Source organism: Kitasatospora sp. NPDC059462, from assembly GCF_042749955.1.
Taxonomy (GTDB): Bacteria; Actinomycetota; Actinomycetes; order Streptomycetales; family Streptomycetaceae; genus Kitasatospora.
The window spans coordinates 1-13,737 of sequence record NZ_JBHYUU010000202.1; the positions used below are offsets into that span (position 1 = coordinate 1).

The window sequence follows — 13,737 nt, forward strand, 5'->3', positions numbered from 1 at the left end:
CGACGTCACCGGCGGGGCCGGCACCGCCCTCGGCGGCGCGGGCCCGGAGCACGCCGGGGGCGGAGCCGAGCCGGCCGGGGACCGGACGGCGGCCAGGCGCGCGCCGCGCCGCACCGCGGGCGCCCAGGGAGCGGCCACCGTGCCCGCCCCCGCGCAGCCGGGCGGCCAGGGTGCCACGACGCCGGGCGGCGCCACGACGGCCGCCGCCAAGGCCGCGCAGGGCGGCCGCCCCGCGGCCCCGGCGCCGCGCCAGCACGTCGGGGCGGCCGAGGACCAGACGGGTGCCGCGGGCCGGCCCCGTCCGCGCAGCCGTGCCCCCCGCCGCCCGACCGGGCGCGAGCGGCACGACGAGAAGATCACCGTGTACGTGTCCGCCGAGGAACTGATGGACCTCGAACACACCCGGCTGGTGCTCCGCGGTGAGCACGGCCTGGCGGTGGACCGCGGCCGGATCGTCCGGGAGGCCATCGCGGTGGTGCTGGCGGACCTGGAACAGCGCGGCGAGGCGAGCATCCTGGTGCGGCGGCTGCGCGGGCGCTGAACGCGTTCCTCGGGGCCGCGGGGGGTCCGGGGAGGTTCGGTGCGGCCCGATGGCGGTGCGGCGCGCTCCAGTGCGGTTCAGCATGCTTCAGGGCGGTTCAGCGCGGCATGGTGCGGCGCGGTGGGGGCCGGCGGTCCGGTGCGGTCCGGCGTGTCGGCGGGCCCCGGTGCGGGGCGGGCGCCGCGGGCGGGTGAAGATGGACCGTCATGCCGAGCACGCCCGAGAGTCCCGTCGTCGCCCAGGCCGCCGCTGGAGCGGCCGGGCCGGGCACGCCGGGCACGCCGGGTGCGCCCGAGGACGGGCCGCGGGGCGGCTTCCGGGTCCGGCTGGACAACTTCGAGGGCCCGTTCGACCTGCTGCTGAGCCTGATCGCCAAGCACCGGATGGACGTCACCGAGATCGCGCTGGCGACCGTCACCGACGAGTTCATGGCGCACATCCGCGCCATGGGACCGGACTGGGACCTCGACGCGGCGACCGAGTTCCTGGTCGTCGCCGCCACCCTGCTGGACCTCAAGGCCGCCCGGCTGCTGCCCGCCGCCGAGGTCGAGGACGACGAGGACCTCGCCCTGCTGGAGGCGCGTGACCTGCTCTTCGCCCGGCTGCTGCAGTACCGGGCGTACAAGCGGGCCGCGGCGCTGTTCGGCGAGCGCTGGGCCGCCGAGCTGATGCTGCGGCCCCGGACCGTCGGCCTGGAGCCCCGGCACGCCGGGCTGCTGCCCGAGGTCGTGATCAGCGTCGGCGCCGAACGCCTCGCGGAGCTCGCCGCCCGGGCGACGGCACCCAAGCCCCGCCCGGTCGTCTACGTCGACCACATCCACACCCCGCCGGTCAGCGTGCGCGAGCAGGCGGGCCTGGTGGTCGGGCTGCTGACCGAACTGGGCGAGACCACCTTCCAGCGGCTGGTCGCCGACGCTCCGGACACCATGGTCGTGGTCGCCCGGTTCCTGGCCCTGCTGGAGCTCTACCGGGAGCGGGTGCTCGCCTTCGAGCAGCCGGACGCGCTCGGCGAGCTCGTGGTGCGGTGGGTGGCGGAGGCGGACCGGGGCGTGGTGGACGTGACGGACGAGTTCGACCGGCCGGCCGGCGAGGGCGCGGCGCGGGCGGCGAAGGGCGAGGAGGACGGGCGATGACGGCCGGGAACGGCGGCACGGGCGGCGGGCGGCCGGCCCGGCGGGTGCTCGGGGTGCCGGGGCAGCCGCGCGCCGGGGAGTGGCTGGAACCGGCGCAGGGCGTGGCGGCGGGCGTGGCGGCGGAGCCGGAGGCCGGGCCGGAGCCGGAGCCCGTACCGGAGGCCGGGCCGGAGCCGGGGCCGGAACCGGAGGCCGGGCCGGGGCCGGAGTCCGTGCCGGTGCCGGTGCCGGTGGTGGACGACGGGCCCGGGCTGCGGGCCGAACTGGAGGCGATCCTGATGATCGTCGACGAACCGGCCGACGAGACCCACCTGGCGTCGGTGCTGGAACGCCCGCGCACGGAGGTGGCGGCGGCCCTGCGCGAGCTGTCCGCCGAGTACACCGCCCAGGGGCGGGGCTTCGACCTGCGGCTGGTGGCCGGCGGCTGGCGCTTCTACAGCCGTGCGGCCTGCGCCCCGGCCGTCGACCGCTTCGTCCTGGACGGCCAGCAAGCCCGGCTGACCCAGGCCGCGCTGGAGACCCTGGCGGTGGTCGCGTACCGGCAGCCGGTGTCCAGATCGCGGGTCTCGGCCGTCCGCGGTGTGAACTGTGACGGTGTGATGCGTACCCTGGTACAGCGAGGACTGGTGGAAGAGGCCGGATCCGAGCCCGAAACAGGTGCGATCCTGTATCGGACGACGAACTACTTCCTGGAACGGATGGGGCTCCGCGGCCTGGACGAGCTGCCGGAGCTCGCTCCCTTCCTGCCCGAGGTCGACGACGTGGAAGCGGAGTCCCTGGAGGGCACGATGATCGCGGAGGCGGTCGCCGCCGCTGCCGCGCAGGCCGCGGACGGCAGTGGCGAGGCCGGTCGGGCTGCGCCCGATCGGTAGGGGGCGGTGAGGTCGGCCGAAACGACCGCACAGCCCAGACGGTAACGACGTACGGACACTTTGATGCGTAGCAGTGGCAACGGCAGGAACAGCAGCGGCGGCGGCAGCGGTCGCGGCGGACAGGGCGGGGGCGGCCGGGGCGGCTCCTACGGGGGTGGCTCGGGCCGCGGTGGCTCCGGCGCGCGCGGGGGTTCGTACGGCGGCGCCTCCGGCGGCGGCCGGGGCGGCTCGGCCCCGCGCGGCGGCTCGGGCTCGTACGGCCGCGACGACCGTCGCGACAGCCGTCGGGACGACCGCAGGGACGACCGCCGCTACCCGGACCGCCCGCTGCGGCCCGAGGAGCGCAAGTACGACCGCCCCGAGTACGGCGGCGGCCCCAACGCCACCCCGGCCCGCGGCGGCTTCTCCGGGCGCCGTCCCGGCCCCGCCCCGCGGCCGCGCCGCGAGGGCCAGGGCGCCCCGGGCGACCCCCGGCGCCAGCCGCAGCGCTCGCGCGAGCTGCAGGCCCGGATCGAGGACGCGGTGCTGGCCCGGCACGACAAGCCGGCCGTGAAGCTCCCCAAGACCTTCGGCGAGCCCGAGGGCGAGCGCCTGCAGAAGGTGCTGGCCCGGGCCGGCGTCGGCAGCCGTCGCGCCTGCGAGGAGCTGATCGACCAGGGCCGGGTCGAGGTCAACGGCAAGCGGGTCACCGAGCAGGGCAAGCGGGTCGACCCGCAGAAGGACGAGATCAAGGTGGACGGCCTGACCGTCGCCACCCAGTCCTACCTGTTCTTCGCCCTGAACAAGCCGGCCGGCGTGGTCTCCACCATGGAGGACCCGGACGGCCGCCAGTGCCTCGGCGACTACGTGACCAACCGGGAGACCCGGCTGTTCCACGTCGGCCGCCTGGACACCGAGACTGAGGGCATCATCCTGCTCACCAACCACGGCGAGCTGGCCCACCGCCTCACCCACCCCCGCTACGGCGTGACCAAGACCTACCTGGCCGCCATCCAGGGCCCGATCCCGCGCGACCTGGGCAAGCAGCTCGCCAAGGGCATCGAGCTGGAGGACGGCTACGCCCGCGCCGACAGCTTCAAGGTCGTCTCGAACGTCGGCAAGAACTACCTGGTCGAGGTGACCCTGCACGAGGGCCGCAAGCACATCGTCCGCCGGATGCTGTCGGAGGCGGGCTTCCCGGTCGAGAAGCTGGTGCGCACCCACTTCGGCCCGATCGCGCTCGGCGACCAGAAGTCCGGCTGGCTGCGCCGGCTGACCAACCCCGAGGTCGGCCAGCTGATGCGCGAGGTCGGTCTGTAGTCGGTCTGTAGTCGGTCTGTCACGGACGGCCGCCGTCGCGCCGTGCCGGACGGTTCACCCCGGGCCTCCCCGCCGAGTGGCGGGGAGGCCCTCCGTCGTTCGGCGGGTCCTGCTGTGAAGCGGACCGCATCGACGGTGATCGCCTTGTCAGCCCGATGATCCGTGGCCGAGGATTGCCACCTGTCCACGACCCGCCGGGTGGCGGGAGTGCGCCACCCGGCGCGGGGCGAGAGGCGAACGGGGAGCGACGCCGTGTCCGATGCACCACTCAGCGCTCTGGGACTGGCCGGACCGGACGGGCGGGTCTACGCGGCGCTGGTGGCCAACCCGCAGTCGACGGCCGAGGACCTCGCCGTCTTCTGCGACCTGACCCTCCAGCAGAGCCTGCGGGCCCTGGACCGGCTCGCCCAGCAGGGCATGGCCACCCGGGCCCCGGTGGACCGGCAGCGGTTCCTGCCGGTCGCCCCGGACGTCGCCATCGGCACGCTGATCGGCCACCGGGAGTCCGAACTGCGCCACGCCCGGGCCGAGATGCACCGGCTCATGGACGCCTTCCGGGAGGCCTCGCGCTACACCGACCCGGCGCACTCGGTCGAGGTGCTGACCGGTGCCGAGGCCATCGCCCAGCGGCTGGAGCACATCACCGGGACCAGCCAGTACCAGATCCGCGGCTTCGACCGCCCGCCCTACATCCAGGACCCGGTGGCCAACATCCCGCTGCAACGGCAGCGGCTGAAGGAGGGCGTGCGGTTCCGGACCGTCTACGACCGGGAGGCGGTGGCCTGGCCCGGCCGGCTGGAGAAGAACATCCTGGTCGGGGTCGCCGACGGCGAGGAGGCCCGGGTGCGGCCGGTGCTCCCGATGAAGATGGTCATGTCGGACGACCGGATGGCGATCATCCCGATCAGCGTCGGCGACAGCGTCCTCGACGCCGCCTACGTCATCCACCCCTCGGCGCTCCTCCAGGCGCTGGACACGCTGTTCGAGGCGGAGTGGGAGCGGGCCGTCCAGCTGCAGGCCGCGATCGGCGCGGGCGACGGGACGCTGGAGCCGGAGGCCGACCACCGCAAGCTGCTCGGGCTGCTGGCGGCCGGCCTCACCGACGAGTCGATCGCTCGTTCGCTCGGCTGGAGCGCCCGGACCACCCAGCGCCGGCTGCAGTCGCTGATGCGCGAACTGGGCGCCACCACCCGCTTCCAGGCCGGGATGGCGGCCCGGGAGCGGGGCTGGCTGTAGCCCCGCGCCGCCGGGGCTGCCCCGGGACCCGCCGGGGCCCGCCGGGGCCCGCCGGGGCTGCCCCGGGGCCGTCCGGGGGCGGGGCCGTGGCGGAGGGCGGGGCCGTGCGGGGTCAGCTCCAGGGGGAGAGGGCGGCCCAGCGGCCGTCCGGACCGCGCTCGACCTTCTCCAGGCCGACCACCGCCGTGCGGTTCAGCCGCCCGTAGATGTGCGGGAACAGCACACCGGGGGTCGCCCCGGGCGGCGGGCCGCCGTGCGGGGCCTCCCACTTGACCATCGGTTCCACCAGCGACTCCTCGATCAGCAGCACCATCAGCGGTTCGCGGGCGTCGGCGAAGAAGGCGTTGGCCACGGCGAGCGCGGTCTGCTCGTCGGCCGAGCAGTGGATGAACCCGTCGGTGAGCAGCGAGGCGGTCGCGTACGGCCGGCCCGGGTCGGCCAGCCAGTCGTCCAGGGGGGCTAGGTGCAGGATCATGCTTCCTGTTGTACCCGCTCCGGCCGGGCCCGGGCGGGCGCCCGGGCCCGGCGGTTCGCGACGCCCGGGCGGAGTCCCGGGCGCCGGGAGGACCATCCCTAGAGGCCCGCCACCTTCCCGGAGGCGGACACCTCGTACACCAGGGTCAGCGTGCGGCGGGCGCCCGGACCGAGCGGGACGTCCCAGCGCACGACGCCCTCGGCGTCGAAGGCGTCCGGCGCGGGCGAGCACTCCTCCTTGCGCAGCCGCACCTCCACCGCCGACACCTCGGAGACCGGCACCCGCTCGCGCACCGCGACCACCTGCTCGTCCCGCTCCTCCGGACCGGAGAACCGCGACAGGTGCAGCCGCACCGTGCGGGTGGTCACCGACCGCTGGCCCAGCCCCGCCGTCGAACGGCGCTCGTCGGTCTCGCGCACCACCCGGTAGCCGTCCGAACTGCCGAAGGACAGCTCCGCGTCGGCGCCCGGCGCGGTGAACGGCAGCCGTCCGCGCCCGGTGAACCCGCTGCCGCGGACCAGCTCGACCGGCCCCGCGAGCAGCGGGTGCCCGGCCGTGCTGCGGAACCGGACCACCTGGGTGACCAGCGGCGACAGCTCCGGCGCGCAGGCGTACTCGCTGTGCGCCGTCGCCTCGAAGGAGCCCAGCGGCACCCGGTGCGCCCGGCCGTCGGAGGGCACGGTGGCCGGCGCCGGGGCGGTCAGCACCCGCACCTCGCCGCCGTCGTCCACGCCCGGCAGCACACCGTCCGGGCGGAGCTCGGAGATCGTCTCCTCGCGCAGCTCCACCTCGACGGTGCGCCGTTCCCCGGAGGTGCGCTCGCGCAGCGTCAGCACGTCCTCGGCGAGCGCGGGCGGCTCGGTGGCGAGGGCGGAGCGGGCGGTGGAGAAGGTCAGCCGGGCGCCGGTCCAGGCCTCCCCGGTGCGCTGCCAGACCACCGCCTCGGAGTCCAGCCGCAGCACGCCCTCGGCCAGGGTGGCCCGGTAGGACGGCCGCCACAGGGCGCACGGCACCAGGTGACTCACGGTCAGCCGGGCGGGCCCGGCCTCCCGGGCCTCGACGGTCAGGTCCAGGTGGGCGAGCAGTTCGGCGGGCTCCTCCTCGGCCTGCTCGACGGCGGTGAGCGCCGCGCCGCGCTCCTTCTCCAGCGCGCGCAGCCGGTGACGGGCGGCGCGCAGGTCCTCGGCCGCGCGCTCGCGCTCGGCGTCGACCCGGTTCAGCTCGCGGTGCCAGCGGGTGCGTTCCACCTCACCGACGCCGGCGCCCTCGCCGACCTCGCGCAGCAGGTCGGCGGCGAGCTGGGCGAGCAGTGCCAGCCGGGCCTCCAGCCGGTCGGCGAGCTGGTCCTCGGCGCGGCGGCGCTCGTCCAGCGCGTGCAGGCGGTGGCGCAGCTCGGAGTCCTCCGGGCCGGGCGGCAGCGGGGCGCGGGGCGTCCAGACCCGGGTGATCCGGGCGTCCAGGACGCGCACGCCCGGGGTGTCCGACTCGGCGCGCAGGGTGTGGTCGACGGCGAGTGCGGTGAGCGGGCCCAGGCGCAGCCGTTGGACGCCGGCCGTCAGCTCCGCGGTGGCGGTGCGCTCGACCTGGGCGCGGTCCTCCAGGCAGGTGACGGCGGTGACGGGCAGCGGCGCCGTGGGACGCGGGGTGACGGGGAGGGGGGTGGTGCTCATCGTTCAGTTCCTCCGGTTTCCGCCGACGATGGCCTTTCCGGCCGGGATTCTGATCTGGTAGCCGCCGTCCAGCTCGGCCCGGCCGCCCGGCGGCAGCTCGACCCGCCGGAGCCGGGTGCTGGGCGGGCACTCGGTGGACGGTTCGTCCGGTGCGTGCCAGCCGGGCCGTTCCTCGATCCGGATGTCGGCGTCGGAGCTGACCGGTACCCGTTCGCGGACCTCGACGGTGACCGGGCGGCCGAGCCGGTTGGCCAGTTCGACGTGCACCCGGTGGTCGAGCACGGTGCTGCTGTTCAGCATGCCCGCGGTGGACTCGCGCAGCTCGGTACGGCGCGTCACCTCGACCGACTCGGCGACACCGATGCCCAGTCGGCGCACACCGCCGGGGGCGAGCGTGGGCAGGGCGGCGGTCAGCAGGAACTCCTCGTCGACGGTCACCTCGACCGGTCCGGCGAGCACGGCCTGTGCGGTGGCGTTGGTGATCACCAGGGTGGCGTAGACCCGCTCCTCGACGGCGGGCACGGTGACGTACTCGGGGCTCACGCTGACCGGGATCTCGCCGATCGTGACGGTGTGCCAGGTGGCGTCGGAGGGCAGGTCGGCGGGTGCGACGGCGTCGAAGCGGTGGTCGAAGGAGCCGGCCGAGACGCGCGGCGGCACGGCGTGGTGCGGCAGCGGGAGGCGGGTCAGGCCGGGGGCCGGGTGGCCGAAGTGGTGCGGACGGTCGGGGTGGTGGGGACGGTCGGGGTGGTGCAGGGTGCCGCGGCGGTCGGCGGGGGCGTCCGGGCCGGACAGCTCCAGGGCGGGGTAGTCGAGCAGCGTCCCGTCCGGGACCGGCGGGCCGGGCGGGGGCGTGAACGGCGCGGGGGCGGCGAACCGGGCGAGCTCCGTCTCGGCGAAGGCGGCGCCGGGGGCCGGGGAGCCGGGGGCGGGCGGGGGTGCGCCGTAGCCGAGGACGGCGCCCGGCTCGGCGGGCGTGCCGGATCCGCCAGGGCCGCCCGGGCCGCCCGGTCCGCCCGCCTCGTCGGCCGAGCGGAGGCCGCCGGTGCGGGCGCGGGCGCGGGCGAGTCCGCCCGGGGGCTGCGGCGCGGGTGCGGCGGACGGCGGCGGGAGCGGGGTCGGCGTCGGGACGGCGGGGCTGATCGGGGCGGAGAGCCGGGGTTCGGCGCTGGCCAGGGCGACGCCGGGGCCGCCGGGCCCGCCGGCCGCCCGGCGGGGGTGGTGCGGGTGGTGCGGCACCGGGCGGGGGCCGGCCGCGTCGTAGCCGGTGAACAGGCCGGCCAGACCGGGCGGGGGCTCGCGCCAGCCGGAGGGCGGCGGGGCGGGCTGGCTGCGGCCGATCCGCAGCGAGCGCAGCTTGGGCAGGTCGGTGCGGCGGTCGAGGTCGGCGGTGGAGAGGGCGAGGCGCACGCCCGTCCAGTCCTCGCCGGTCTGCTGGGCGACGGAGGCGCGCAGCAGGAGGTGGCCGGTGTCGGCGCCCTGGCGGTAGGCGAGCCGGTAGGAGGGCACCCAGCGGGCGGCCTGGACGGTGTACTCCAGTTCGAGGTCCAGCAGGGTTTCGTGGGCCGCCGGGGTTTCGGGGGCTTGCGGGGTTTCGGGGGCCTGCCGGGTTTCGGGGTCCGGCCCGGCCTGGGGGTCCGGCGAGGTTTCGGGGTCCGGCCCGGAGGGGGAGCCCTGGGGCCCGGGGGTGGTGAGGGTGAGCAGGGCGGTCGTCGTGGTCCCGACGCTCTCGTGCCGCTCCGCGGAGGACAGCCGGGCGAGCCGGTCGGCCAGCACCTGGAACTCGTGGTCGGCGACTTCGATCTCCTGGGCGAGCCGCCCGGCGCGCTCGTGGAGGCCGGTGAGACGCTCGTCGACGAACTCGGCGAGCTCCAGCCAGGCGTCGGCGGGCGTGCGGCGCAGCGGTTCGTCACGGTGGCGCGGCGGGGGGACGGCGCGCAGCGCGGAGGTCTCGGCGATCGCGGCGAGGACCAGCCGGTGCTGCTCGCGCAGGGCTTCGCCGTGTTCCTCGGCGGCGTCCAAGCTTCGGCGCAGCTCGGGGAGTTCGGAGGGCTCGCGGAGTTCGGCGACGACCTCCAGGCGGGCCTCGGTGACGGCGGTGCCGGCCGGGCCGGCGAGCACCCGGGCGCGCAGCGAGCGCGGGTCGAGCCCGTCGGGCAGGCCGGTCAGCCGGAGCCGTCCGCCCGGAGGCAGGGCCGCCCGGGCCCGCCGGCGGCAGACCGCGCCGGCCGCGTGGACGACCACGGAGTCCAGGACCGAGGGGGCCGAGGGCACGGCCGGGGCGGGGACGGGCTCGCCGGTTCCCCCGGCGCCGCCGTCGTCGTCGTGCGGTCGATGCTGGTCGCTGCTGTGTTGATCGTTCACCCGGCCAACCCCTTCGTCGCGTACCGTCGGCGGCCCATCCTGCCGTGCGGGGGCGCCCGCGGCGCCGGTTTCCGCCGTGCGCGGTGTGCGGGTGCTCGGCGTGCGGGTGCCCGGTGGCGCGGGCCGCGTGAGGGGGGACGGCCGGGGGCGGTGGTGCGGTTGCGGTACGGGCGGTGGCGGTGATGGGGGAGGATGGGGGCCGACCCGCTCCCCGCGGGTGACCGTGTCGCAGTCGACCGTGTTCCGCGCAGTTCCGTGAGGAGAGCCACCCCGCCATGCGCACAGCCGCCGTCGTCGGTACCGGACTCATCGGCACCTCCGCCGCGCTCGCCCTCACCGGACGGGGTCTGACCGTCCATCTGGAGGACGCCGACCCGGACGCCGCCCGCACCGCCGCCTCGCTGGGCGCGGGGATCACCGAGCCCGCCGACGGGCCCGTCGACCTCGCGATCATCGCCGTCCCGCCGGCGCTGGTCGGCAAGGTGCTCGCCGACTGCCAGCGCCGCGGGCTGGCGCGCTGCTACACCGACGTCGCCAGTGTGAAGGCCGGTCCGCGCGCCGAGGTCGCCGCGCTCGGCTGTGACACTACCCACTACATCGGCGGCCACCCGATGGCCGGGCGCGAGCGCTCCGGACCGCTGGCCGCCCGTGCCGACCTCTTCGAGGGCCGGCCGTGGGTGCTCACCCCCACCCCCGACACCGACACCGACACGCTGAACGCCGTCCTCGAACTGGTCGCGCTCTGCGGGGCCGTGCCGATCGTCATGGACGCCGCGGCGCACGACCGTGCGGTCGCCCTGGTCTCGCACGCTCCCCAGCTGCTCTCCTCGCTGGTCGCCGCCCGGCTGGAGAACGCCGACGAGACCGCCATAAGGCTCTCCGGCCAGGGCGTGCGCGACGTGACCCGGATCGCCGCCTCCAACCCCGCGATGTGGGTGGACATCCTCTCCGCCAACGCCGGTGCGGTCGCCGACGTGCTGGAGGAGGTCGCCGCCGACCTCGGCGAGACCGTCACCGCGCTGCGCGCCCTCCAGGCCGCCGAGGAGGCCGAGCGGCAGGACGGCGCCGCGGGCATCACGGCGGTCATGCGGCGCGGCAACACCGGCCAGGCGCGGATCCCCGGCAAGCACGGGGCGCCGCCCACCCGGTACGAGACGGTCGCCGTCGTCCTCGGCGACCAGCCCGGCGAGCTCGGCCGGCTGTTCGGCGAGGTCGGTGCGGCGGGCGTGAACATCGAGGACGTCGACATCGAGCACTCGACCGGGCAGCAGGTGGGTTTCGTCCAGCTGTCGGTGGCGCCGACGGCGGTGCGTCCGCTGACGGCGGCGCTGCGGGCGAGCGGGTGGAGCGTGCGGGACTGACGTCCTGCGGTTGTGGCGGTGCTCGTGGTTGTGGCACTGCTCGCTGCTTGTGGCGGCGCTCGCCGTTATGGCGCTGCTCGTTGTTCTGGCGGCGTGTGCTCGGTGTGCGCACGGTGCTCGCTGTCCTAGCGGTGCTCGCGATACCGCACGGTGCTCGCGATGCCGTGCGGTGCCTGCCAGGAGCGGCGGGTCCGGCAAGGGCGGAGCGGGCCGGTCACCGGCGGGTCCGGGTGGGGCGGCGGTCCATTAACCTTGAGGGAGACCATCCCCGGCATCCCCGTACTGCGGGCTGCCGTGCTCAGAGATCAGAGAGAGGTTCGCGCCGTGGACACTGCCGACCGAGCGCACGCCCCGGTCGTCGTCGCCATCGACGGACCCTCCGGCTCCGGCAAGTCGACCGTCTCCCGGGCGGTCGCCGCCCGACTTGGCCTGAGCTTCCTGGACACCGGTGCCATGTACCGGGCGATGACCTGGTGGATGCTGGCCAACGACGTCGACGTCAACGACCCGGAGGCGGTGGCCGTCGCGTGCGGCAAGCCGGTGATCGTGTCCGGTACGGACGCGGACGGCCCGACCATCACCGTGGACGGCCGGGACGTCGCCGGCCCGATCCGCGGCCCCGAGGTGACTGCGCACGTCAGTGCCGTCGCCGCGGTGCCGGCGGTGCGCACCCGGCTGGTCGAGCTGCAGCGCGGCTGCGCCGGGGTCGCCGCCCGCGGCATCGTCGCCGAGGGCCGGGACATGGGGAGCGTGGTCTTCCCGGACGCCACCGTCAAGATCTTCCTGACCGCCTCCGAGACGGCCCGCGCCGAGCGCCGGGCCGCCGAGCTGCGGGCCAAGGGCGTCGACGAGGCGACCATCACCGCGATGGCCGCCGACCTGGCGCGCCGGGACGCGGCGGACTCCTCGCGGGCCACCGCGCCGCTCACCCAGGCCGTGGACGCGGTCCTGGTGGACACCAGCGCGCTCACCCTGGAGCAGGTGATCGATCGGATCACCGCACTGGTGGCGGAGCGGGCCGGGGCCGCGCTCGTCTGACGCGGACCGGCCGCCCGGGACGGCCAGGCCGTCGGGGACGGTCCGGCCGTCCGGAACGAGTAAAAGCCGATCATCTGATGAACGGGGTGCCATGGTGGCACCCGGAACCATTCGCGCTGCCCCGGAGGGGCAGGTACGCACGGCACGTCCCTGGGAAGGGCCGGGCCGGGAAACGGACAGTACGAACATGACCGCAGAGCACTCCACCGCCGGCCACGGCGAGCTGGACGCCTCCGAGTACGCCGAGTTCATGGCGCTCGCCGCCGAGGAGGGCTTCGACCTCGACGACGTCGACGGCCTCGGCGACGGCAGCCACGCCCCGCTGCCGGTGCTGGCCGTCGTCGGCCGCCCGAACGTCGGCAAGTCGACCCTCGTCAACCGCATCATCGGCCGCCGCGAGGCGGTCGTCGAGGACAAGCCCGGCGTCACCCGCGACCGCGTGACCTACGAGGCCGCCTGGAACGGCCGCCGCTTCAAGGTCGTCGACACCGGCGGCTGGGAGATCGACGTCCTCGGCATCGACGCCATGGTCGCCGCCCAGGCCGAGCTCGGCATCGAGCAGGCCGACGCGGTGCTGTTCGTGGTCGACGCCACCGTCGGCGCCACCGACACCGACGAAGCCCTGATCAAGATCATCCGCCGGGCCGGCAAGCCGACCGTGCTCTGTGCCAACAAGGTCGACGGCCCGTCCACCGAGGCCGAGGCCGCCTACCTCTGGTCGCTCGGCCTCGGCGAGCCGTTCCCGGTCTCCGCCCTGCACGGCCGCGGCTCCGGTGACCTGCTCGACGCCGTGATGGCCGCGCTGCCCGAGGCCCCGCCGCAGACCTTCGGCGACGCCGCCCCCGGCGGCCCGCGCCGCATCGCGCTGATCGGCCGGCCGAACGTCGGCAAGTCCAGCCTGCTCAACAAGGTCGCCGGCGAGGAGCGGGTGGTCGTCAACGAGCTGGCCGGCACCACCCGCGACCCGGTCGACGAGATGATCGAGCTCGGCGGCAAGACCTGGAAGTTCGTCGACACCGCCGGCATCCGCCGCCGGGTCCACCTGACCGCCGGCGCCGACTTCTACGCCTCGCTGCGCACCGCCGCCGCGCTGGAGAAGGCCGAGGTCGCGGTCGTCCTGGTCGACGCCAGCGAGACCCTCGCCGAGCAGGACACCCGGATCATCTCGATGGCCGTCGAGGCCGGGCGCGCCGTCGTCATCGCCTACAACAAGTGGGACCAGCTCGACGAGGAGCGCCGCTACTACCTGGAGCGCGAGATCGAGCGCGACCTCGTCCAGGTGCAGTGGGCCCCCCGGGTCAACGTCTCGGCGAAGACCGGCCGGCACATGGAGAAGCTCGTCCCGGCGATCGAGACCGCGCTGGCGGGCTGGGAGACCCGGATCACCACCGCCCGGCTGAACGCCTTCCTCGGCGAGCTGGTGGCCGCCCACCCGCACCCGATCCGGGGCGGCAAGCAGCCGCGCATCCTGTTCGGCACCCAGGCGGGCACCCGTCCGCCGCGCTTCGTGCTGTTCGCCTCGGGCTTCCTGGAGGCGGGCTACCGCCGGTTCATCGAGCGCCGGCTGCGCGAGGAGTTCGGCTTCGTCGGCACGCCGATCTCGATCTCGGTGCGCGTGCGGGAGAAGCGCAAGAAGAAGTAGGACGCGGCAGCAGCTGCGGAAGGGGGGCCGGCGCGGCCGCCGGGGGCGCGCGCCGCCGGGCGCGGCGCCGCGACAAGCGGGGCCCCCCCCACGCCCCCGGCAGGGG

The 13,737-nt window shown here is 76.0% G+C and carries 11 protein-coding genes; 8 read left to right on the forward strand and 3 right to left on the reverse strand.

Annotation, left to right across the window (positions count from 1 at the left end; all coding sequences use genetic code 11):
• The 5 genes from ACFXAM_RS32940 to ACFXAM_RS32960 form a co-directional block, all read left to right on the forward strand.
• On the forward strand, nt 1-541 hold a 541-nt coding region (locus ACFXAM_RS32940), incomplete at its 5' end, for a hypothetical protein (protein WP_380296854.1).
• 206 nt (nt 542-747) lie between these two features.
• Nucleotides 748-1,674, forward strand: coding sequence for a segregation and condensation protein A (locus ACFXAM_RS32945; RefSeq protein WP_380296856.1), 927 nt, complete (start codon nt 748-750; stop codon nt 1,672-1,674).
• 278 nt (nt 1,675-1,952) lie between these two features.
• A complete protein-coding gene (locus ACFXAM_RS32950; protein WP_380296872.1) occupies nt 1,953-2,546 on the forward strand; it encodes an SMC-Scp complex subunit ScpB in 594 nt (197 codons plus the stop codon).
• 63 nt (nt 2,547-2,609) lie between these two features.
• On the forward strand, nt 2,610-3,845 hold the full coding sequence (locus tag ACFXAM_RS32955; protein WP_380296858.1) for a pseudouridine synthase: 1,236 nt from the start codon (nt 2,610-2,612) through the stop codon (nt 3,843-3,845).
• A gap of 252 nt (nt 3,846-4,097) precedes the next feature.
• Nucleotides 4,098-5,081: a transcriptional regulator gene (locus ACFXAM_RS32960; protein ID WP_380296860.1), complete on the forward strand. Its 984-nt coding sequence runs from the start codon at nt 4,098-4,100 to the stop codon at nt 5,079-5,081.
• Nucleotides 5,082-5,193: 112 nt separating this feature from the next.
• Here ACFXAM_RS32960 and ACFXAM_RS32965 read toward each other — a convergent pair whose 3' ends face one another.
• The 3 genes from ACFXAM_RS32965 to ACFXAM_RS32975 all read right to left on the reverse strand — a co-directional run bounded on the left by ACFXAM_RS32965 (nt 5,194) and on the right by ACFXAM_RS32975 (nt 9,590).
• A complete protein-coding gene (locus ACFXAM_RS32965) occupies nt 5,194-5,556 on the reverse strand; it encodes a DUF952 domain-containing protein (RefSeq protein WP_380296862.1) in 363 nt (120 codons plus the stop codon).
• A gap of 98 nt (nt 5,557-5,654) precedes the next feature.
• Complete coding sequence (locus ACFXAM_RS32970) at nt 5,655-7,226, reverse strand: DUF4139 domain-containing protein (protein ID WP_380296864.1); 1,572 nt, start codon at nt 7,224-7,226, stop codon at nt 5,655-5,657.
• Between the two features lie 3 nt (nt 7,227-7,229).
• Complete coding sequence (locus tag ACFXAM_RS32975; RefSeq protein WP_380296866.1) at nt 7,230-9,590, reverse strand: DUF4139 domain-containing protein; 2,361 nt, start codon at nt 9,588-9,590, stop codon at nt 7,230-7,232.
• A gap of 275 nt (nt 9,591-9,865) precedes the next feature.
• Between ACFXAM_RS32975 and ACFXAM_RS32980 the strand changes: the two genes are divergently transcribed.
• The 3 genes from ACFXAM_RS32980 to der all read left to right on the forward strand — a co-directional run bounded on the left by ACFXAM_RS32980 (nt 9,866) and on the right by der (nt 13,631).
• Entirely contained in the window at nt 9,866-10,951 is a 1,086-nt protein-coding gene (locus ACFXAM_RS32980) for a prephenate dehydrogenase (RefSeq protein WP_380296868.1), read from the forward strand.
• 324 nt (nt 10,952-11,275) lie between these two features.
• Complete coding sequence (gene cmk, locus ACFXAM_RS32985) at nt 11,276-11,989, forward strand: (d)CMP kinase (RefSeq protein ID WP_380296869.1); 714 nt, start codon at nt 11,276-11,278, stop codon at nt 11,987-11,989.
• 187 nt (nt 11,990-12,176) lie between these two features.
• Nucleotides 12,177-13,631, forward strand: a complete 1,455-nt coding sequence (der, locus tag ACFXAM_RS32990) for a ribosome biogenesis GTPase Der (protein WP_380296870.1) — start codon at nt 12,177-12,179, stop codon at nt 13,629-13,631.
• Nucleotides 13,632-13,737 lie beyond the last annotated feature (106 nt).